The sequence below is a fragment of the Curtobacterium sp. VKM Ac-2887 genome, assembly GCF_015350935.1.
GTDB lineage: Bacteria > Actinomycetota > Actinomycetes > Actinomycetales > Microbacteriaceae > Curtobacterium.
In genome coordinates, this window is record NZ_JADKSB010000022.1 from 1 (window position 1) to 19,824 (window position 19,824).

Sequence of the window (19,824 nt, forward strand, 5' to 3'; positions counted from 1 at the left end):
AGTACGAAGCAATCATCAACCCACAGGCAGCACTCGCGGCCTAAACCAACGAGTCAACCCAACCTGCAGCAGTCCCGTGCGTGGTATTCCTGGGTCGCCTCGCAACAGCCGTAAGCGTGCACGATGCGGCTGACGGTGAGGATTAGCCGCGGCATGGAGTGCCTCATTGGTGCGGCCTCCTCGACCAGGCCCATGCAAAGCCAAGGGCGTCCGCGTCATCACGAGTGAGGACGAGTACAAACACCTGCACGAACTGACCGACGCGGCAGACGACGCCGAGGACCGTCCGGTCCTCGATGCGGACGCGCACGCGAGCGGCTGCGCCGGTCACGCCGTCGTCCTGCAGGCCTGGGGTGAGCACGCCGCGGTGCCGGTGTGCACGACCCCGAGCGAGCACCACCTGAAGTACCGCGGGTTCTTCACCGGCAGCACGCCCGCGGCGGAACTGACCGAGGAAGAAGCCGCCGAGCAGAAGGAGGCTGAGAAGCAGGCGTGTCGTGAACTGATCAAGGGCAACAAGGCGTGGGACGCAGCCGACACCCTCCGGACCGAGTTCGTCCGCACCCTCCTGCAGCGCAAGGCGCTGCCGAAGGACTGGACGATGTTCGCCGCCGTCGCGGGCACCCGCCACGGGTGGACGATGCGCGCCGACAACAGCGGCGGCGTCCGGGACCTCCTAAACATCGAATCCGGCACCGGGTACGGCGCGGACACGGTGGCGCTGTGGGTGGAGCAGCGCCCCGCGAAGGCTCCGCACGTCGCTCTCGCCGTGGTGCTGTCCGCCTTCGAGAACGCGGCGGACCGGAACTGGTGGCGCTACCGACCGCGGAGGGCGCGGCGTACCTGAACCAGTTGGCTGCCTGGGGTCACCGGCTGACCAACGTGGAGAAGATCGCCGCGGGCATCCAGCCCGACACTGACTAGGACGGCGACGAGGCCACCGCGGCCGATTAGGTGAAGCGGCGTGAGGGTCGCAGCCAGCGGCCCTCACGCCCACCGGCCCCGGATCGTGTCCCATCCCGGCCCGGAAATATCCCATCGGGCCGCCTGGGTGTCCGTGGGCCGCGCCGCACCCTCCGGGCACGGCGGCAAGGGCTTTGAACTGCACCCCTCCCGACCCCGGCGCTGCTCGACGGAGCTCGCACCGCGACGACACCGCAGAGCGGCGCCGCGATCAAGAGCGCTCAGAGGGAAACGGGACCCCCGCTGATCGACGTCGTGTCACGGGGACGAGTGACCCAGGCGATCTGGTGGTCGTCGCAGAACCGCGCCGGCGGCTCTTCCTCGGTGTCGAGATCGAGCAGCTCCCACGCCTCCGGCGCCACCTGATCGGTGCAGCCGGCGACATCACACGGCTCAAAGACGGCGAACTGCACCCAGAACGCGTTCGACACCACGATCGGTGCCGGCGTGCCCAACCCAGCATCGGGATCAGCGGTGGCCACCGGCAGGGGAGCGGGCATGGTCGTCTGCTCGAGCGGAGCGTCGACCGAGGTATCCCGGTCCCTGTCCCGGTTCTTCCTACCGCCGCGTCGTCGAGATCCCATACCCGGATGCTGCCAGCAGCACCCCGCAGTGCACTGCCGGACATGCCGGAGATCTCGCCACGTTCAGGACTTCCGGCCGGAGGCCGGGAGCCGCTGCGCTCCGGGTGGAACCGGCTGCGCCGGCACTGTCAGGCCCTGCGGGCCGTTGGTTTGCCGTGAAGCCTTCGTCAGCGTACGGACGTCCGGGTTCCGCGCAAGCCGCTCACGCGGCCGGATCTTCCAAGATTTTCGGCACGCGCTTCGCTTATTTCGCGCCGGAATTCTCTCCCCCTCCGCCCTTCGGGTTGCACTGCACCCTCCCGTCCTAGCGGCGACAAGCCGCCTTCCAGGCAAAACAACAAGAGGGAGAAAGGAACCCAATGCAGCACATCGACACAGTCACCACCATCGTTCCGGTCGTGGACGAGGACCACATTCCCCGCCAACTGGCGAAGATCGCGGAACGCGACGAAGACCTCCGGGTCCGCGCCCGCCAGGGCTACCAGCTGACCCACACCGCCACCGTGACAGGTCCGCACTTCACGACGTTCGTCGACACCTTCACCCACGACAGCGACGAGTGACAAAGCGGCCGGGACCAAATCGAAGTTGGTCCCGGCCGCCCGAATCACTCTCCCACAACCGATCCCGAAGGAACCGGCACCCCATGACTACCACCATCCTCCCCACGAAGGCCGTCGCCGCCCTGCTCCGGAAGGAGCTCCGCAACCGGTTCCCGGGCGTGAAGTTCTCCGTTCGTTGCGCCACCGGCACCGCGGCCGCGTGGATCAACGTCACCTACGACGACGGCCCCACGCATCAGCAGGTTCAGGCCATCACCGGCCGGTTCGAGGGGCGTTCGTTCAACGGCCAGACCGACAGCTACGACGACAACGGCACGACCCTCGTCGTGGGCGACGCTGACGAGATGCCGACCGAAGTCCGCTACTCCTGTGACGGCATCATCATCACCCGGGGCTACTCGCCTGCGGGCCACCTGGCCGCGCAACGCGTGGTCCGCGAGGACAGCAGCATGCGGCACCTGGTCCTCTGCGATGAGCACGGCACCCTCAACGATCGCCACCGCGACCTCACCGACGGCCGAGCCGAGGAGTTCAGCGCCGGCGGCCGCGGGTGGCCGTACCGGAACCTGTCGGCATGGTCCGCGGTCCGGTTCGTGCTCGAACGCGTCAACCTCACCACGGCACCCGCACGCCAGTAGCGGGGAGGGCCGCGCCGCCGACTTCGACGGCGACGCGGCCCCTTTCCCACGGTAGTCCCCGCTGACCAAGGCGGGCACCCACACCGCAGCCTAGAGAGGACCACCCCGCATGTTCATCACCTACGAACGCCCCACCCACCTCGACGACGAGCAGACCGACCCGCAGGCCCCGGCCGCGGACATGGCACCCGGCGCGGACGTCGACCCCCGCGTGCCTGTGTGTGGTGCGTCGACGTACGATGTCGCCGGCACTCAGTGGACCTGCACCCGCAACCCAGGTCACACCGACGATGAGCACCGGGCCGTGTTCGACCGTTACCACGGCGGGCCCGTCGGACAGGTCGCGATCGCGTGGCAGTACGAGTGGGGTGGCGCCGGCCACGGGCCGTCCTCCACCGAACCCATGACGACGGTCACCGTCACCGTGTCGTTCCCGTCGACGGCATGGACGAACGAGCAGCTCCCCGACGCGATCACTGACGAGGTGCGGTCTGTGTTCTGGGAGTGCGACCACGACGACGTCACCGTGGCCACCACCGCGACCAGCAGCATCCGGGCGTGATCGTTCGGCCGGCGGCCGCGCAGCAGGCGGAAGACCGCCGCTCCGCGGCCAGCCGGGACAACACAGTTAGAGAATGCGCAGCACGCTATTCCTACCGGGTGACGGTAATAGCAGCACGACGTTAATGCGCCAGGGGATAACCAGCCCTCCCGCCGTTATCGATGTCCCAGCCGTGCGTTCGTAAACGTCAAGCGTTGGTGCCAGATAATGCATATGCAACAACCTGCCAACAGTAGTGCCGTCCGGTAGAAAAAGGCCGAAGAATGTGCGGAAAAGGGTACCCATATAGGCTCGCGCGTTATAGAATAGAAGCATGCAACGGGGAGCAGTTACCCGGCATCACAAACTTTACGAAAAGGTGATTTCGTTGAACATCACGGTGTATACCAAGTCCGGGTTCTGCGGCATGTGCAAGGCCACGGAGCGTGCTCTCGCATCCGCCGGCATCGAGTACACCGAGCTGCACCTCGAAGACGTCGACCAGGCGCAGATCGAAGAGTGGAAGACCACCCTCGGCATGAACGCCCCGATCGTCGTCACCGACACAGAGACCGGTTCCTGGAGCGGGTTCCGCCCCGACAAGATCGACGCCCTCGCCTCGAGCATGGCCGCGTGATGACGATGACCCTCGAGCGTCCGACCACCGTCCGTCCCGACGTCATCCAGCCGGAGACCCGTGCTGCCGTCGACGAGCTCTACGCCGGCGACACCGTGGCGGCGTTCCGCGCGATTGACGCCGCCACCGCGGACCCGACCGAGAGCATCCGAGAGTGGGAACTGTCCGCCGAGCAGCGGCAGGTCTACGAGGCTGGGTTCATGGTTGGGTTCCAAATGGCCGCCCCGGCGCTCATGGCTGAGGTCGCCTCGCTGCGGGCCCGCCTCGAGCATGCCGAGCATGATGCCGACCGGTACTACGCCGAGATGTGTCGTCGACCCGCGCCCGCGGAACCGTCTGCGTCGGGTCCGACGTTCGCGGAGATCTCCCAGACCCGCGGCGAGCACGACCGCGCCGCCCGCAACGATGCAGCGATCGACCGGATGTTCCCGCAGTACGCCGGCGCCCGCGCATGAGCAGGGACACTAGAACGATGGTGACAAGCGACGACGTCGAGTGGCTGCGTTCTCCGCCGGTGTCGCGGGAGCTGCAGCGTGCGTCTGCTCGTGCGCGGCCGCCGCACATCCGGGTGCACGACGCGGAGCAGTTCCGCCGGGAGGTGCTGCAGCACATCGACGTCCTTGCACGCCTCGACGTGACCGCGGCCGAACGCGCCGAAACCGCCGCATGGCGGCACCGCATCGAGGCCGCACCCTCCCACCGAGTATGGGTTGAGTACCAGCATCCGTCCAGCAACGATCAGGGAGCACCGGGGTGAGTGCCGGGCGGAAGCGAGTCCGCGTACAGGGCTTCGACATCCCAGCAGGGGAGATCATCGGGCTGATCCGTTGGTTCCCGCTCGAGGGGGAGTGGCAGCACGAACTCGTCACCGGCGCCCTCCACGGCCTCACCGCCGACGGCCGAATCGAGCTGATCAACGGCGACGAGCTCCGCGCCTACGACGCCGACGTGTGGGCGGTGTGCTCGGCCGTCCCGGAACCGCTCCGCGGTCTCGCGTCCTGATGTCAGTGCAGCCCACGTTCACGTTCGCACGGCAAGCGGAGACACGGGAGCCTCAGCCGTTGGTTGCGGACGTGTTCGCGGCGCCGGCGGATCTCGACGAGTTGGCAGCGCCGCCCGCGGATCGCGGTGCGGGTGAGATCCCGATGGGGGAGTTCACCGCGCGGGAGTGGGCGATCTTCCGGCAGGGGCAACGGTGGGGGTATGAGTCACGGCAGGCGGAGGTGGACGCGGCGTGGAACGCGTTCAACGCTGCGGACTTTGACGCCGACCGGTACTACCGGGCTGCGTACGACCACGACAACCATGACTGCGCGGTCCATGCGAACAAGGGCCGCTACCAGGGTGCGTCGATGCGGCTGCTGCACTGGGTGGATCCTGACGACGCTGAACCGTCCGGTTCTGCGGGGCGCGCATGAGTGGTGATCGTGGTGGTGTGTCCGCGGCCGAGGTGGATCGGCGGGTGCAGTTCGCGGACGCGGCGCTCGGCGCTGCAGGCCATCAGGTCACGGACCCGGTACTCCGCGAGTACGTCCGTCGCGTCGCCGCCAAGGCCATGACAGTCGACGCCGCACTCGCAGCCGGGCTCGCGCACCTTGACGCCGAACAGGACCGGGGCGGGGCCGACACGTGACCAGCCCGCCGTCGACCGCTCCGGAACGGTTCTGGTCGCATGTGGTCAAAGGGCCGGGACCGGCGGACTGTTGGATCTGGACCGGCGCGATCGGGGACGACGGCTACGGCCGCTTCTGGTTGCCACAACCCGACGGCGGGCAACGGGCGATGCGGCCGCAGCGATGGCTGTACGAGCACCTGACCGGTGTCGCGCTTCTGCCGGAGGTGTTGCTGCTGCACGCGTGTGACGTGCCGTTGTGTGTGCACGTCGACGTCGACACAAGGTGGTCGCACCTGGCGCCAGGGACGCATCGGGGGAACATGCTCGAGCGGGTGCAGCGCGGACGGCACCGCAACGGGTCGACCGCGATCCGCACTGCGGGCATCGCTCGTGCGGAGCGGGTGCGGTTGTCGCGTGCGCTCCGGGAGGCGTTCCGCGAGCACGGCTGGGATCCCGCCGCGATCGCCGCGCACAAGACCGGGATCGAGTCGGACACACCGACCCTCTGGTGAACGCAGCCCAGCCGCGTGCGTTACCCGACGCGTGGGGTGGCCGCGTGTGTGGGGCAGAGATCGGTGTAGCTGCTGGAGGTGTCCGCGGTCGACCATCCGTGTTCGCGTGCGAACGATCGTGCTTCGGCGCGACTGCTGGTGTCGTCGGCCGTCGCGATCGGAATGATGACGCGATCGCAGCCGAACGCGTCGCAGCTCACGATCATTGCTGAGCGGGCAGCCACCGTGCGCCCCGCTACCTGAGCGGCCCGGCGAAACCGCACGCGGCGAGAGTCATGATCACGCGGCCGCGTCTTCGCCGCGATCGACGTCGCACTCGTCCGCTCGTGCGCTGTCATCGACCGCCGGCAATTCGTCCGGCCGCTCAGCAGTGGACGTGGCCGTGCCCCGCTTGGGGCGCTTCACCTCGCGCACGGGCAGGCCCAGGCGTTCGGCGACCTCGTCGCGGGTGACCTTGGTGTCGAGCATCTGCCCGACGATGTCGGCGGCTTCCGCGCGGGACGCTTCGACCTGCTGCTCGGTCTCGGCACGGATCGCGGCGATGCGCTCTTCCGCGGCCGCCTCGATGCCCGCGACTGCGTCGACGGCAACGAAGTATTCGACCGCGAGTTCTTCAAGCTGCTCCTGCCGGCGGCGGAACTCCGCGGCGCGCTGCGCTGCCTGTTCCCGCGCCGCCTTACGGGCAGCGGTCTGCTTCGCTGACTTCCGGTTCTCGGCCATGTCGATCTCTCCCAATCATCCGCCCGGCCGCCCTGTCACGACCTAACGGCCACTACACCGACCGTGAGCGGCCGGAAGCGGACCGGCGGTCGCCGGGCCGTGTTCATCCGAGCCAGAACCGGACTGCGGTTCTGGCTCGGATGCTGCCCTCGACGCACTCCCAACCAGCTGCAACGACAGTCTTCGTTCCTCAGCCGTCGAAGCATCTGGTTTTCGTGGTCTCAACCAGCATCCGCGCTCACTCTAGCTCGCGTGCAAGTTCCCCTCATCCTTCGGTCCACTAGCTGTCACACCATTGGCATTATGAATGAGTGGGGTACCCTTGCCGCATGTTCGCCGCCGCATACCGTCCCGCTCTGGGGGGCTGCTGATGACGATGAGCTTGCACGTTCTGTCCACGGGTGACGGCTACACGTACTACACGTCGGAGGTCGCGACCGGCGACGTGCGGCGTGCGCAGGGCCGGGAGATCGGCGACTACTACACCGTCGAGGGGAACCCTCCGGGGCAGTGGGTCGGTGGCGGGATCGGTCTGCTCGGCATGGCCGGTGAGGTCTCCGAGGCGCAGATGAAGGCCCTCTTCGGTGAAGGTCTGCACCCGGACGCGGAGGCGATGGTCGCGAGCGCTATGGAGGCGGGGAAGAGCTACGAGGACGCGGAGAAGGACGCCCGGCTGGGCCGGGCGCCGCACCGCATGTCGGCGTCGTCGACGAAGCTTGCGGCCGCGATCAAGGAGGCCGAGGACCGGTTCGAGCGCACCCGGCACCGGGAGCCCGACGCGTCGGAACGCGCGCAGTTGCGCACCGCTGTCGGTGCGCAGGCGTTCCGCGAGGCGAACGGCCGACCGCCTGCAGACGGCGAAGAACTCGGGAAGTTCATCACCGCCGCGACCCGCTCCGACCGGAACACCGTCTCGGGGATCGACCTGACGTTCTCGCCGCCGAAGTCGGTGTCGATCGCGTGGGCTGCCGCGATCGCGCAGGACGACCACGCCACCGCACGGCTCATCGAGCAGGCCCAGGAGCGCGCGATCGCTGACTCGATCGCGTGGCTTGAGGAGAACGCGATCGCCACCCGCGCCGGCGTGAACGGCGTCCGCCAGCTCGACGTCGAGGGTGGGCTGATCGCGACGAAGTTCCGCCACCATGACTCCCGCTCCGGGGACCCGCAGCTCCACGACCACGTCGTCGTCGCGAACCGTGTCCTTGGCTCGGACGGGAAGTGGCGGACCCTGGATTCGAAGCTGCTGCACCGGCAGGCGATGGCCGCCGCGGCGATCCACAACCGTGCCGTCATGGACTACGTCTGCGAACTGACCGGCGCCACCACCCGCGCCCGTGTCCTCCGCGCCGGTGACCCCCCGGTAGTGGAGCTCGCGGGCGTCAGCGACGACCTGATCGCCGAATCGTCCACTAGATCGCGTGACTCCCGGAAGGTCGCCGCGGACCTCGAGCGGGACTACCGACGCGACCACGGCCGTTCACCTGACCGTGCCACGAGGCGCAAGATCGCCCAGCAGGCGGTGCTCGCGACGCGGCCGAAGAAGGAGCACAGCCGCCCCGTCGCCGAGGTCGCGAAGACCTGGTTCACCGCCGCCCGGAAGAGCACCCGACGTCAGGACCTCGAGGTCGGTGCGCTCCTCGGCCGCGGTCTCGGCTCTGACCAGGAGACCCCGTTCGACCCGGAGGACGCCGCACGGGCGATCCTCGCGAAGGTGTCCGAGGATCGGTCCACGTGGGGCGTCAACAACGTGCAGATCGCCGCCGAGCAGTGGGTGAACGAACACCGCGGCATGCCGGGCCTGGACGGCAAGACCGGTGCCGCGGTCATCACGAAGACCGTCATCGACGGCCACTCCATCCGCCTGACCCCGCCGCCGGCGCACGGCGCGTTCCAGCCCGTCGCGATGCGCGACGGATCCTCCCCATACGCCTCCAAGGGTGCCGTGGTGTTCTCCTCGCAGGCCGTGTTCGACGCGGAAGCGATCATCCTCGACGCCGCAAAGGACCGCACCATCGGCCCCGTCCGCGCGGAAACGTTCGCCGCCGCACGGGCGGAACACGGCGCGCACCTCGACGACGGGCAGGCCGCCCTCGCCGCCGCGTTCGCGTGCGACCCGGTCCGGGTCATGGTCGGTGTCGGGCCCGCAGGCACCGGGAAGACGACCGCGTTGAAGGTCGCCGCGCGTGCCATCGAAGCCGACGGCGGCCGCATGATCGGTCTGACCCCGTCCGCCGCGGCGGCCGCGGTCATGTCCGACGCCGTCGGCATCAAGGCCGTCACCCTCGACAAGTTCCTCGTCGGCACCACTCTCGAGCAGCTGCTCGAGGCGAAGTCGATCACCGGCGACATCGACCTCCGCCGCGGTGACGTGATCGTGGTCGACGAAGCCGGCATGGCCGGCACGGTCAACCTCGCCAAGGTCGTCCGCATCGCGGAGCTCACCGGCGCGCACGTCCGGTTCATCGGCGACGACAAGCAGCTCGACGCCGTCGCCTCCGGCGGCATGCTCCGCCTCCTCGAGCATGAGGTGGGCGCGACCTACCTGGACGAGCTCCACCGGTTCAGTAACCCCGATGAAGCCGCCGCGACGCTGCTGCTGCGCGACCCGACGGTGAAGGACCCGTGGGCGTGGCATCTCGCCAACCAACGGGTCGTCGGTGGCGACGCGGACAAGATGGCCGACCACGTCTTCAACGGCTGGCAGCAGGACATCGACCAGGGGCTCGACGCCCTCATGGCCGCCCCCACCCGTGCGCAGATCGCCGAGCTCAACGCCCGTGCGCAGGCGTACCGCTTCACCACCGGCGAGGTCCACGGGCGCCGCAGGGCGGCCCTCATGGACGGCTTCGACGCGCACGTCGGCGACCGGATCGTGAGCCGGAAGAACGACTACAAGCAGCGCATGCACCGGGGCCGGGAGTTCGTGAAGAACGGGGACCGGTGGACGGTGAAGCGTGTCCATGACGACGGCTCCCTCGACGTCGTGCACGCCGGCCACGGCGGCAAGCTTCGCCTGCCCGCCGACTACGTCAAGGACCACACGCAACTCGGGTACGCCCGCACCACCCACGGTGAGCAGGGCAACACCGGCGACACCATGTGGCAAATCGTCGACGCCTCCACCAGCCGGAACGCCGCCTACGTCGGCGGAACCCGCGGCCGCCACAGCAACACCTTCGCAGTGATCACGGAACCCGGGCAGGACATGCGCGACGTCCTGGCGAAGATCGCCGGGAACGTCGACCCGAACCTCACCGCACACGAACAGCTGCGGATCACCCACCGCGACGCGGATCGCATCGTGACCCTCGCCGACCAGTACGCCGACCTCACCCAGCAGGCCGACCGGATCCGCTTCACCGCAGCCGCGGAACAAGCGCTCGGCCTCGACGTCACCAACACCCTCGGTGGCGAGGACACCTGGGGTGTCACCGTCACCGCAATGCGCCGCGCGGAGCGGGCCGGGCTCGACCCAGCCGACGTGCTCTACCGGGCATGGACAGAACGTCCCGTCGACGACGTCGACAACGTCCCAGCAGCGCTCGGCTCCCGCATCACTGCCCTCACGAAGCAGTGGAAACAGGAACACCCACAGCTCGCCATGGAGTCGACGGTCCCGACGTGGATCGCCGACGCTGCTCCCATCCGGTCGCCCCACCTCCCGCAGGTGTGGCGGGACGAGCTCCAGGAACGCCACGACCACCTCCGTGCCCGTCTCATGGAACGCGGTGAAGCGATCGCCGCCGAAAGGCCCGCATGGACAGCGGAGCTCGGCTCCGTTCCCGCCGAACCCGACCGGCGAGCGGCGTGGGTGCGCCTTGCCGCGGAAACCGACACCTTCCGCGACCGCCACAACGTACCCCTCGAGGAAACCAACGCCATCCCCGTCGGTCGACGCGATGAGGGCGTCGGGAAGGACCTGCAGGAACGTGTTGTCGCGTCGCACAAGTCACAGAGCCTCCGTGAGCAGGCAGCGGACCGGAAAGACCGCCTTGCCGCGATCCGTGGCCGCAACGCCGACGACGCTCGGCGACGCCGCGAGGCGTGGGAACAGGCTCACGGCCGGCAGGTGCCGACCGTTCGGCCGGACGACAGCACGACGAGCCGCGACCTCCCGAAGCCGCCGAGCCGCGACAATGAACGAGAACGCTAACGCGGACCGGGCAGTTGGGTTGGCGGGTGGGGCCAGAATGCTCGCGTGGGGGTGTTGTGGTCTGTCCTGGTGGGTGTGGGTCGGCACGTGCTGAGCTGGTGGCGCAGAGCCTTTCCGAGAACCCCTGAGCATGTCCACTCGGATCTGCGGGCGTTCGAGCAGCGCCTCACGGCGTATCGGGCCGCAAGCGACTCCGCGCGAGCTGAAGCCCGCGCGGTCCTCCGAAGCAGAGCGGTCGCGGCTGGGAGCGCCCTTCCCGGCACAGTCCTCGGCGCGGGGCTCACCGCGATCGTTGCTCTCACCGGCTTGATCGGCACCTACACGATCTTCCTCACGCAGTCCGGCGTCTCCGCCGTGCGTGACGCGCAGGTCCGATCCGACGCTCTCAACGACGTAGGCAAACTTGATGACGCAAAGACAACCCTCAGCGCAGCGCTCACCGGCATGGACAGCCTGCTGCACAGCGGCGGCGAACTCCTCATCACCATCGGTGCGATCGTCCTCGGTGCGATCTTCCTTTGCCTGGGTGATCGCCCGCGATCGAGCCGCGCTCCATGCCATCGCGAGCGCTTGGCTCGAGGCGTATCTCGAAGTGGAAAACCCTGCACCGGCTCCCCTGCAGCGTTCGCGCTGGCTGCGCCGATAATCGCCGTTATGTCAGATTCTACATACGCGCACCCCAAGCGACTTGGATCGGCCTACTTCCCCTCGGCGGGGTCCGTCGACCCGCATACGCAATGCCGGTACCTCGCGTGAAGACGAATGGCTGCAGCACGTACGTCGGCCGACGGATGGGTTGATTGGAAGAACAGCGCCGACGGTGACAGCTCGGTGCTCGGGTCTAGCTCCTCCAGCGCCAACCAGGCATCACCAGTGCGATGCGCAGCCTCGATGTCGCAGCGAAGCTCCAAACGTTGAAGAAGTTGACGGTGCAACAGCCCAGAAGCCGGAAGGAACGCGCCCGCCCCAAACGACGCGCACACCACGTGCACGAGCAGGACGTTCGTGTGTGGGGCGGCTGCGATCGCCAGGAAAAGACTGCCCAGCAGCAAGCCGCCCGCCGCCCCCAGCGCTGCAGCAAGAACCCCGAACGTACCGACGTACCGTTGCCACCGCGGCACACCGAGCCGGATATGCGCAAGCTCGTGAGCAAGGGTGCCCCGAAGCACGCGCGGATCGGGGTGCTCGACCGTGCTGATCGCAACCTCGATCAGGCGGACCTCTGGCGCCGTGTGTGCCGATCCCGGGGGATCATCCGAAGCCGACACGAACACTTGGAAACCTTCCACGCCCATCTCCCCCGCGACGAGCAAGGCCACTTCCTCCGCGCGGTGCTGTGCGCGTCCGAGCCTCGTCGACCGATCGGTCGCTCTGCCCGACTTCATCACGTCATCCACACCCACGGCCGCACTGTAGCCGAGCAACAGACGACGCCACCTCGGTCTTTCGGCCTTGCCGGCGACAGCGCCGAGAAACCCGAGATGCGCTTAACCTGCACGTTGACTCGGAGGCGGCGCGCCCTACGATGCTGAGATCACTTCAGCAAAGGACCAGCATGCGTCTCGCTCAGGCTCAGCTCACGAACTATCGATCGATCCGCGACAGCACGCTGTTCCAGATCGAGCGTGACAAGACGATCCTCGTCGGCGTCAACGAAGCGGGAAAGACGGCAGTCCTGCGTGCGCTGCAGTCGATCAACCCATCGCCAGATACCCCGAAGCTCGACTACTTGCGTGACTACCCGCGCGCTGAGCTGAACGAGATTCAGACCGGCAGACTTACGCCCAGCGCGCTGCCAGTGGCGGAAGTACGCTTCGACCTCGAGGATGCAGACCGGCGTGCGGCGGCCGAGTTCGCACCGGTAGCCGACGACGTGTACATCACTGTTTACCGGTATCTCGATGGCTCCCGCACTTGGACGGTCCACGGCCTCGGGCAAAAGCTTTCAATGAAGGCGGTCGCGAAGGACCTCGTTCGTCTGCGCGCGTACTTGGCTACGCAAAGCGCCCCGCAGACGCTTCTGGACGAGATCGACGTACTCACTGCAGTGGACTCCGGTGCGGATCTGAACGCGCACGCCGCCGCGGTGACGGCCATGCTGAACACCGCGCTACCGCTCATCCCCGAAGGCTCGCCAGAGAGCGAGCGCTGGGACCGCCTCGAAGCTGCCGTGGAGGAGACGAGAGGGTGGCAAAAGGCCACCGGTGCGATCTGGTCGCGGCTGCCACTGCTGGTCTACTACTCCACCTACTTCACTGTGCGTCCGCGAATCGATCTGGAGTCCCTTGCCGCCCGGCAGGAACGAGGCGACATCGATTCCGAGTACGACTTCGGGAACCTGAGCCTGTTGAAGTTCCTTGGGTTCACAGCGCGCGAGCTCTCGGAGCTCGGCTCGGGTGCCCCGGTAAAGCCTTCCAGTTACGAAACCAACGCCGATGTTCGGAAGCAGCACGACGAGGCACTGACCGAGCACCAGCGCAAGCTCGATGACCGGCAGTACCGACTCAACGCGGCCGGTGTGAAGCTCACGCAGGACATCCGCCGCGTGTGGGGCGACGACAACGTGCAGCTGCGCATCGTTGCTGACGGCCAGTACCTCAAGGTCATGGTCGTCGACGACCTCGGCGTCGAGGTTGAACTCGACCAGCGCAGTGAGGGCTTCCGGTGGCTTGTCTCCTTCTTCGTCGTCTTCAGAGCCCAGGCCGCCGACGATCTCGCGGGAGCGATTTTGCTCCTCGATGAGCCAGGGCTGAGCTTGCACGCCCTGAAGCAACAGGAGTTTCGGAAGACCGTCTCCCTCCTTGGCGTCGATAACCAGATCATCTACACGACCCACTCCCCCTTCATGGTCGGTTCAGACGAACTCGATCTGGTTCGGATCGTTGAGATGTCCAGCCGCGAAGCCGGTACGAAGGTCCACACGCGCCTCCAGGTCGATGACCCCCGGTCGATCTACCCGCTACAAGCAGCGCTCGGCTACGAGCTCGCGCAGCACATGTTCGCGCAGAAGAAGAATCTTGTATGCGAGGGCGTTACGGACATGTTCTACCTCAACGCCCTCAACGAGGCTGCCGGAGAAGCAGGGAAGCCGACCTTCCGCAACAGTCCCGCCATCATCCCCGCGGGCACGGCGAGCAAGGTGGCGTATTTCTGCACCATCTACGCCGGCCAGAACCTCAGCGTCGCTGCACTGCTCGACTCCGACACTGCTGGCGATCAGGCCGCCACCCAGGACGCCCTCGTTGCACTGCTACCCAAGAGAGCCGTGCTCCGCGCAGGTGACTTCATCGATGGTGTCAGTCACGGCGCAGAAACTGAGGACCTCCTCCGCGAGACCCTCCTCTCCCTGGCGAAGGAGCTTGGCTGGGACAGCATCAGCACGGCAGCTGCACAGCCACATCGGCCCGTCATGGACATCCTCACCTCCGAGCACAAGAACGTGTCGAAATGGAAGCTCGCCAAAGCGCTCACACTCCACCTCCGCGACGACGGCTTTGACGCGCTCACGGCCGCCGAGCAAGGGGCGTGGGAGAAGCTCGTCGCCGCCGTCAACAAGGCGCTGTGAGATCGAAGCCCACGGCCCTGCACACTGAATTCGGACGCGCGGTCCCGCACAGCTACCGGAACCTAGCGATCTGTCTTCCCGCGCGGGACAATAGAACTCTCGGAAGGAGGAACCGATGGGATCACGCGTCCTGTACCAGGACATCAAGCCCTACGACGTCCCCAAGTCCCTTGGCGCCCTCCAGGGACCCTCCAGCGGCGTGCTGATGCTCCCGTTGGACGTCTACTGGGGTCCCGACTCTGACGCCGACCTCGACACGCTCTCGGGCGTGACGAAGGCGTACCAGGCGATCCTCCGCGAGGGGGTGTCGGCCGTGCAGGAGGCGCTGCTAAACCGCGACGTCCTGTTGCGGACTTGGGATGAGCTGCTCCTTCCCGTTCGCGTGCGATCGCTCTGGGAGTCCCGATTCCCGGAGCTCACCGCGTGAGCGACGACCGCGATCTCCAGTTCGAGGTAGCGCAGACTATCCTCCGCGGCGCCGATCAGCACGGGTTCGTGCTCGCCGGGTCGGGAGCGATCCGTGAGCACGGCATCGTTGACCGGCTCACTCGTGACGTCGATCTGTTCACCAACCGCTACGACGCGGCCGAGTTCGACCGCGCCGTCACCGAGGCCAGCACCGTCCTCGCAGACGCCGGCTACGTCGTGGAAGAGCGTCGACGGGCGGAGTACTTCGCGCATCTGAACGTCACCGCGGCGGACGGACGCCAGGTCGACGTCGACTTCGCGTACGACTGGCGCGGCGCGGAACCCGCCCGGCTGCAGGTCGGCCCGGTCCTGTCGGTGGATGACGCCGTGGCATCGAAGACCAACGCCGTGTACACGCGCCTCGAGGCGCGTGACTTCATCGACCTCGACGCGATCCGGTCCTCCGGTCGGTACACCGACGAGGAGCTGCTGCGACTCGTCGCGGACCGGGACGACGGATTCGACCGGGCGATGTTCGCCCAGCAGCTGCAGCAGGTCGACCGGATCCGTGATGACCGGTTTGCCGCATACGGGCTCGACAGCGACGCCGCGGCCGCCATGCGGGCCCGCACCACCCGGTGGGCGGCGGAGCTTGCCGCGAGTGGCGAGCCGCCAGCGCCGACGTCGCTGCCGGCCGCAACGCGGACAACGACGCTCGCTGCGATCCGTGGCCACCGGGAGCCCGACGTGCAGGCACGCCGGGATTCCTGGGAGCAGGCCCACGGACGACCGATGCGGTCCGGCACCGGGTCGTCGACGCCGGCACGTGATCTGCCCCCCTCGGCAGCCCCGGGTCGTGCGGTCGATCGAGACCGCTGACACATGAGGACGGGCCCACGCAGATGCGTGGGCCCGTCCTCATGGTGGGGCTATTGTGCTGGCGGCCTCGCCAGCGTGATCGCGTTGACCTGCTGACGGTCACCGTCGTAGAGGTGGCCGCGCTGCATGCTGCAGTCCCGGAACGGTCCGGTCGCCGCGTCGAACAGCACGGACCGGTGCGGGTCCCAGTGCCGAATCCACCAGTCCGAGAGCGCCGCCATGTTCCCGTTCTCATCCTCCTGCTCGGCCTCCGCGGCGATGTGTGCGGTCCACAGCGCCTGCAGCCGGTCGACGACCTCGGGGTGCTTCCACCACTCCGGGCACCAGGTCGCCCGCTGCGCTGACCCGGTGACTTCCACCCGGGCGAATCGTTCCTGCACCCAGTCGTAGAACATCGACTGGAACGGGTTCCCGCCCTCCGCCGGCACTCCGGTGTCGACGTCGTCCTCCCCGTCGGCGGCGACTGCCTCGATCTCAGACATTTAGGGCCTTCTTCCCGCCGTTGATGCGCCGGCGGAGCCGGAGGTTCCGGAACCACGGTTTCGTGCGGATCAGGATTGGGTCGACGCCGCTGGCGAAGACGACCGCCCGCCACTTCCGGAGCGATCCCAGCGCCCCGGCGGTGAGGATCGGTCGGAACCGGGTGGTGCCGGTGGTGCTGTCGATGACCTCTTCGTAGTCACCGATCAGCGCGGAGAGCTCTTGCAGGCGGGGCTGGTCGACCACTCCCCCGCCGAACACCCGCATCGGTGCGGCGGACCAGATCGCTTCCCATCCTTCTTTCCCGTACGTGGCGATCGCCTGTGCCGGGGACTGGAAGTACGCGTTGAGCACGATCCCGAGGGAGCCGTAGTACGAGTACACCTCCGGCAGTTCCGGCCACTTCACGACGTTCGCGCACTCGTCGAGTTCGACCACGAGCGGCACCCGCAGGCGCCCACCGTTGGCGTGAGCCTGCTCCTCGGCGGCCTTGCAGACCGCCCGGACGAGCGCGGTCACGAAGGCGGCCGCGGACCCGCCCTTCTTCGACAGCAACACCAGCGTGTCCTTGCCCTGCGCCAGCGTGGCCGGGTCGAACTGCCGGATGCCCGTCGTGGGCACTGTCCACGCCATCATCGCTTCGTTCGACAGGGCGCCGGCCATGCGCTGGGCGGTGGCGTACATGCCGGAACGGGTCTTTTCCGTCCACTCGGCGAACCCGTCGAGGGTCGCCGCGAGACCGACCACGCCGTGCCCCCGGAGGATGTCGGCGACGGTGGTCACCTTCTCCCGGGTCAACCACGCGTACACGTCTCGCAGCTGCCGCTTCTCGAGCGCGGCGGCGAGGAAGCAGCCAGCGAGCATCTTCCGCCCCGACTCGTCGAACTGCGCGTCGCCGCCGCGGTCCGACGCCTTCCGTGTGGACGCCTCGAAGATCTCCGCGAGCTCATACGCATCGTCGTCGGTGCGGATGTCGGCGAGGAGGTTGAACGTGAAGTCCGGCGTCGACGAACGGCGCACCACCTGGTTCGGGTCGAGGACGTAGGTCTCGCCGGCACCGTGGCGGGCGGCGAGGATCTCGCGGATCCCGTCCGGCTTATTCGAGGTCACCATGACCCCGCCGGGCGCGACCGCGCAGTGCGGGACCACCTCGGACGTGGTCTTGCCGCGCCGGGTGCCGTGCAGGTGCACGCCGGCGTCCTCCCACGACTGGAACACCTTGTGGCGGCCGCGGGTCGCAACCGCGCCGATCGGCAGACCCGGGCCGATGTCCGGTTCATCCTCGTGCAGGTCCTCCCGGGCCTGCTCAAGGCGCGTCTTCTCCAGCAGCGCCTTGTACTCGTACGGTGGTGCCATCCGGCGGACGGTCTGCCGCTCCTCGCGGCGGATCCGGCCGAGCCGTCCGACGGCGATCGCGGCCGCCACGATCGCGGCGACGACGACGGCCAAGATGGGGATGGCCGCACCGGGCACGCGCGCGCCGTCGATGAACTGCCCGATCAGGTCCACGACGTTCCAGGAGTATTCCGTTCCCGTCGGGGTGAACACGGCGCCGACGTGGATGCTGAGGTACGCAGCGGCCACGACGACCGCGAACAGCGCCACCGTTTCTAGCGTTGACCGCACCTCGGTCATCGCTTCAGGCCCCGCTCCCCCAGCGTCGGGCTCATCGCTGCTGTTGCTGGGGTTGTGTCATGCGTGTGGTGGCTCATGCGACGTTCTCCGTCGATGCGCCGGCGTCCATCGTGCCGGGATCCGCGAGCAGCTCGGGAAGGTCCGCGGCGTCGGCGTCCTTGTTGTCGATCCACCACCGGGCCCGATCCAGCGGACGGGCCGGCAGAAGCACCTGCTCCTCGAAGTCGGCGTCGCTGAGCTCCCCGCCCTCGACGAGCGCTTCATACGCGCCGCGGATCAGCTCCGCGCGGATCCGCAGCGCCCACGGCACCTGCTTCTCCGTGCCGACGAGATCCAGCGGCAGGCCGTCGCGGTTGGCGTCCTCACGGATCTGCTTCGCTTCCTCCTTGTGGCGGGCGTCGCGGTCGGCGTCGGACTCGCCGGAGCCGTTCTGTTGCTTGAAGCAGCGGCCGCACACCAGGTGCTCACCGAACCACTTCGCGGACGCGGCCCGCTTCCCGGCGGGCTTGTCGGACAGGTCGCGGTTCTCGATGTGCCCGCAGGTGTATTCCACGGGCCAGATCGTCTTGACAGCCATGATGGGTTCTCCTTCGTTCAGCGGGCCTGCGTCGACGTCGACGCGCCCTGGTTGCGGTTGGTGACGAGTTGCTGGATGCGGGACATCGACAGTCCCGACGCCTCGGCGGCGGCTTCGCGGCCGACGGCGATCGCGGCGTCCGCGATCGCGTCATCCCGCGCTTGCCGGGACGCCTGATAGGCGGCGACGGCGCGGCGAACCTGGTCGATGGGATCCGGGTGCGGCTGGGTGGCGGTCATGAGCGTGACTTCCCCTTCGCAGCGGACAGGGTGAGCTTTTCCGTGGTGCTGCCGAGGTCGACGTGCTGGTGCGAGCAGGGGTCGGAGAATTGCCGGAAGTTCGACAGCGGCGTGTTCGGTCGGCACTGCACCTGCCCGACCTGGGAGCCCTTCGGCATGATCGTGTTGAGCCAGGTGAGGAACTCGATGTCCTGCGGGCCGGAGCCGAGGAGCGGCTTCCCGCCGACGGCATTGAAGTCCACGGCGACGGCGGGGTTTTTGCAGTGCAGCGACCCGGACGTGCAGTGCGTGCCGATGCCGACGCAGGGTCGGTTCATGTCGGAGATCTGTACGGAGCCGTACTTGTTGAGGGCGGCGACGAGGATCTGGAGGATGCGGGTGTCGACTTGGCAGCCGGGCTTGGTGGTGCCGTCGACGATCGGGAGGATCTCCTGCTTCACCATCTGCGGGTGGTATGTGTCGGTGAAGGTGCCCTTCTTCCACGCCGCCGCCAGCACCGACGCGAGCTCCTTCTGGCCCCCGGAGACGTCGCAGCCCGACGTCGTGGCCGTCCCGGTGAGCGCCTTCACGACGTCTTGGGCTTGGGAGAAGAACTCGGCGTAGTGGTACGGGTCGGCGTTGCCCTGCACGGCGTGCGCGGCGAGGGTGGGTTCCATCGACTCCCACCCGTCGACCTGCAGCAGCTTCGTGAGGAACGCTTTCGCTGCGGTGGGGATGTCGAGGCGCTGGTCGCGGGTGCCGTAGGCGGCGTTCTGCTGCAGCACCCCGATCGTGGTGTTGTCGACCGCGTCACCGTGGTTCGGGTTCGACAGGGACGATTCCCCCATCGCGGTCATCACGACGATCGTCGTGGCCTGCTGGTTGACCTGCATCTGTTCCGCTGCGGCGATCAGCTGCGCGGCCACTGTCAGCTGGTCGTGGCCCCACTGCCCGACTTTGTCCGGCACCTTCTTGGTCACCGTCCCGGTCGTCCCGGACGCGGTGCCGCATGCGGCTGCGGCCGCGGCGGGCGGGTTCGATGACGCGGCGACTGCGAAGTAGATCCCCCCGACGATCAGCAGGATCGGGGCGAGGACCACCGCAATCGCCGCGAGGATCCCGCCCTTCACTGC

At 67.9% G+C, this 19,824-nt stretch carries 23 protein-coding genes; 15 read left to right on the forward strand and 8 right to left on the reverse strand.

Annotation, left to right across the window (positions count from 1 at the left end):
* The first annotated feature begins 169 nt into the window (after positions 1-169).
* Positions 170-847 (forward strand): hypothetical protein, encoded by a 678-nt coding sequence (locus ITJ69_RS17755; protein ID WP_194673523.1) that lies wholly within the window; start codon positions 170-172, stop codon positions 845-847.
* Positions 848-1,184: 337 nt separating this feature from the next.
* Here ITJ69_RS17755 and ITJ69_RS17760 read toward each other — a convergent pair whose 3' ends face one another.
* Positions 1,185-1,463: a hypothetical protein gene (locus ITJ69_RS17760; protein WP_194673524.1), complete on the reverse strand. Its 279-nt coding sequence runs from the start codon at positions 1,461-1,463 to the stop codon at positions 1,185-1,187.
* Positions 1,464-1,906: 443 nt separating this feature from the next.
* Here ITJ69_RS17760 and ITJ69_RS17765 point away from each other — a divergent pair, with 443 nt between their 5' ends.
* The 10 genes from ITJ69_RS17765 to ITJ69_RS17810 all read left to right on the forward strand — a co-directional run bounded on the left by ITJ69_RS17765 (position 1,907) and on the right by ITJ69_RS17810 (position 6,053).
* The gene (locus ITJ69_RS17765; protein ID WP_194673525.1) at positions 1,907-2,110 is read left to right on the forward strand and encodes a hypothetical protein; all 204 of its coding nucleotides are present in this window, start codon (positions 1,907-1,909) and stop codon (positions 2,108-2,110) included.
* Positions 2,111-2,193: 83 nt separating this feature from the next.
* Positions 2,194-2,748 carry an LPD29 domain-containing protein gene (locus ITJ69_RS17770; RefSeq protein ID WP_194673526.1) on the forward strand — a complete coding sequence of 185 codons (555 nt, stop codon included), beginning with the start codon at positions 2,194-2,196 and terminating at the stop codon, positions 2,746-2,748.
* 109 nt (positions 2,749-2,857) lie between these two features.
* Complete coding sequence (locus tag ITJ69_RS17775) at positions 2,858-3,310, forward strand: hypothetical protein (protein ID WP_194673527.1); 453 nt, start codon at positions 2,858-2,860, stop codon at positions 3,308-3,310.
* A gap of 367 nt (positions 3,311-3,677) precedes the next feature.
* Positions 3,678-3,926 (forward strand): glutaredoxin domain-containing protein, encoded by a 249-nt coding sequence (locus ITJ69_RS17780; RefSeq protein WP_194673528.1) that lies wholly within the window; start codon positions 3,678-3,680, stop codon positions 3,924-3,926.
* On the forward strand, positions 3,923-4,381 hold the full coding sequence (locus ITJ69_RS17785) for a hypothetical protein (protein WP_194673529.1): 459 nt from the start codon (positions 3,923-3,925) through the stop codon (positions 4,379-4,381). The genes ITJ69_RS17780 and ITJ69_RS17785 overlap by 4 nt, the downstream gene beginning before the upstream one ends.
* Before the next feature lie 17 nt (positions 4,382-4,398).
* Entirely contained in the window at positions 4,399-4,683 is a 285-nt protein-coding gene (locus ITJ69_RS17790; protein ID WP_194673530.1) for a hypothetical protein, read from the forward strand.
* Positions 4,680-4,928: a hypothetical protein gene (locus ITJ69_RS17795; RefSeq protein WP_194673531.1), complete on the forward strand. Its 249-nt coding sequence runs from the start codon at positions 4,680-4,682 to the stop codon at positions 4,926-4,928. The genes ITJ69_RS17790 and ITJ69_RS17795 overlap by 4 nt, the downstream gene beginning before the upstream one ends.
* Before the next feature lie 59 nt (positions 4,929-4,987).
* The gene (locus tag ITJ69_RS17800; RefSeq protein WP_194673532.1) at positions 4,988-5,344 is read left to right on the forward strand and encodes a hypothetical protein; all 357 of its coding nucleotides are present in this window, start codon (positions 4,988-4,990) and stop codon (positions 5,342-5,344) included.
* A gap of 44 nt (positions 5,345-5,388) precedes the next feature.
* A complete protein-coding gene (locus ITJ69_RS17805; RefSeq protein WP_228506060.1) occupies positions 5,389-5,559 on the forward strand; it encodes a hypothetical protein in 171 nt (56 codons plus the stop codon).
* Between the two features lie 149 nt (positions 5,560-5,708).
* Positions 5,709-6,053 (forward strand): hypothetical protein, encoded by a 345-nt coding sequence (locus tag ITJ69_RS17810; protein WP_228506062.1) that lies wholly within the window; start codon positions 5,709-5,711, stop codon positions 6,051-6,053.
* Between the two features lie 279 nt (positions 6,054-6,332).
* On the opposite strand, the gene ITJ69_RS17815 is transcribed toward ITJ69_RS17810, so the two are convergent.
* Entirely contained in the window at positions 6,333-6,773 is a 441-nt protein-coding gene (locus tag ITJ69_RS17815; protein ID WP_194673535.1) for a hypothetical protein, read from the reverse strand.
* Between the two features lie 376 nt (positions 6,774-7,149).
* On the opposite strand from ITJ69_RS17815, the gene mobF reads away from it, so the two are divergent.
* A complete protein-coding gene (mobF, locus tag ITJ69_RS17820) occupies positions 7,150-10,929 on the forward strand; it encodes a MobF family relaxase (protein ID WP_194673536.1) in 3,780 nt (1,259 codons plus the stop codon).
* A gap of 698 nt (positions 10,930-11,627) precedes the next feature.
* Here mobF and ITJ69_RS17825 read toward each other — a convergent pair.
* Entirely contained in the window at positions 11,628-12,332 is a 705-nt protein-coding gene (locus ITJ69_RS17825) for a hypothetical protein (protein ID WP_194673537.1), read from the reverse strand.
* Positions 12,333-12,484: 152 nt separating this feature from the next.
* Here ITJ69_RS17825 and ITJ69_RS17830 point away from each other — a divergent pair, with 152 nt between their 5' ends.
* The 3 genes from ITJ69_RS17830 (at position 12,485) to ITJ69_RS17840 (ending at position 15,781) form a co-directional block, all read left to right on the forward strand.
* On the forward strand, positions 12,485-14,494 hold the full coding sequence (locus ITJ69_RS17830) for an AAA family ATPase (protein WP_194673538.1): 2,010 nt from the start codon (positions 12,485-12,487) through the stop codon (positions 14,492-14,494).
* Between the two features lie 115 nt (positions 14,495-14,609).
* Positions 14,610-14,921, forward strand: coding sequence for a transcriptional regulator (locus ITJ69_RS17835; RefSeq protein ID WP_194673539.1), 312 nt, complete (start codon positions 14,610-14,612; stop codon positions 14,919-14,921).
* Entirely contained in the window at positions 14,918-15,781 is an 864-nt protein-coding gene (locus ITJ69_RS17840) for a nucleotidyl transferase AbiEii/AbiGii toxin family protein (RefSeq protein ID WP_194673540.1), read from the forward strand. Before ITJ69_RS17835 ends, ITJ69_RS17840 begins: the two co-directional genes overlap by 4 nt.
* A gap of 50 nt (positions 15,782-15,831) precedes the next feature.
* On the opposite strand, the gene ITJ69_RS17845 is transcribed toward ITJ69_RS17840, so the two are convergent.
* The 5 genes from ITJ69_RS17845 to ITJ69_RS17865 all read right to left on the reverse strand — a co-directional run bounded on the left by ITJ69_RS17845 (position 15,832) and on the right by ITJ69_RS17865 (position 19,821).
* Positions 15,832-16,263 (reverse strand): DUF4913 domain-containing protein, encoded by a 432-nt coding sequence (locus tag ITJ69_RS17845; protein WP_194673541.1) that lies wholly within the window; start codon positions 16,261-16,263, stop codon positions 15,832-15,834.
* The gene (locus ITJ69_RS17850; RefSeq protein ID WP_194673542.1) at positions 16,256-17,866 is read right to left on the reverse strand and encodes a type IV secretory system conjugative DNA transfer family protein; all 1,611 of its coding nucleotides are present in this window, start codon (positions 17,864-17,866) and stop codon (positions 16,256-16,258) included. The genes ITJ69_RS17845 and ITJ69_RS17850 overlap by 8 nt, the downstream gene beginning before the upstream one ends.
* Before the next feature lie 103 nt (positions 17,867-17,969).
* Positions 17,970-18,473 (reverse strand): hypothetical protein, encoded by a 504-nt coding sequence (locus ITJ69_RS17855; protein WP_194673543.1) that lies wholly within the window; start codon positions 18,471-18,473, stop codon positions 17,970-17,972.
* 17 nt (positions 18,474-18,490) lie between these two features.
* The gene (locus ITJ69_RS17860; protein ID WP_194673544.1) at positions 18,491-18,712 is read right to left on the reverse strand and encodes a hypothetical protein; all 222 of its coding nucleotides are present in this window, start codon (positions 18,710-18,712) and stop codon (positions 18,491-18,493) included.
* Positions 18,709-19,821: a hypothetical protein gene (locus ITJ69_RS17865; protein ID WP_194673545.1), complete on the reverse strand. Its 1,113-nt coding sequence runs from the start codon at positions 19,819-19,821 to the stop codon at positions 18,709-18,711. Before ITJ69_RS17865 ends, ITJ69_RS17860 begins: the two co-directional genes overlap by 4 nt.
* Between the last annotated feature and the right edge of the window lie 3 nt (positions 19,822-19,824).

Coding starts and splice junctions, on each gene's coding strand:
- ITJ69_RS17760 (WP_194673524.1), bottom strand. CDS start 1,463: ATGCCCGCTCCCCTGCCGGTGGCCACCGCTGATCCCGATGCTGGGTTG.
- ITJ69_RS17765 (WP_194673525.1), top strand. CDS start 1,907: ATGCAGCACATCGACACAGTCACCACCATCGTTCCGGTCGTGGACGAG.
- ITJ69_RS17770 (WP_194673526.1), top strand. CDS start 2,194: ATGACTACCACCATCCTCCCCACGAAGGCCGTCGCCGCCCTGCTCCGG.
- ITJ69_RS17775 (WP_194673527.1), top strand. CDS start 2,858: ATGTTCATCACCTACGAACGCCCCACCCACCTCGACGACGAGCAGACC.
- ITJ69_RS17790 (WP_194673530.1), top strand. CDS start 4,399: ATGGTGACAAGCGACGACGTCGAGTGGCTGCGTTCTCCGCCGGTGTCG.
- ITJ69_RS17810 (WP_228506062.1), top strand. CDS start 5,709: ATGCGGCCGCAGCGATGGCTGTACGAGCACCTGACCGGTGTCGCGCTT.
- ITJ69_RS17815 (WP_194673535.1), bottom strand. CDS start 6,773: ATGGCCGAGAACCGGAAGTCAGCGAAGCAGACCGCTGCCCGTAAGGCG.
- mobF (WP_194673536.1), top strand. CDS start 7,150: ATGAGCTTGCACGTTCTGTCCACGGGTGACGGCTACACGTACTACACG.
- ITJ69_RS17830 (WP_194673538.1), top strand. CDS start 12,485: ATGCGTCTCGCTCAGGCTCAGCTCACGAACTATCGATCGATCCGCGAC.
- ITJ69_RS17835 (WP_194673539.1), top strand. CDS start 14,610: ATGGGATCACGCGTCCTGTACCAGGACATCAAGCCCTACGACGTCCCC.
- ITJ69_RS17845 (WP_194673541.1), bottom strand. CDS start 16,263: ATGTCTGAGATCGAGGCAGTCGCCGCCGACGGGGAGGACGACGTCGAC.
- ITJ69_RS17855 (WP_194673543.1), bottom strand. CDS start 18,473: ATGGCTGTCAAGACGATCTGGCCCGTGGAATACACCTGCGGGCACATC.
- ITJ69_RS17860 (WP_194673544.1), bottom strand. CDS start 18,712: ATGACCGCCACCCAGCCGCACCCGGATCCCATCGACCAGGTTCGCCGC.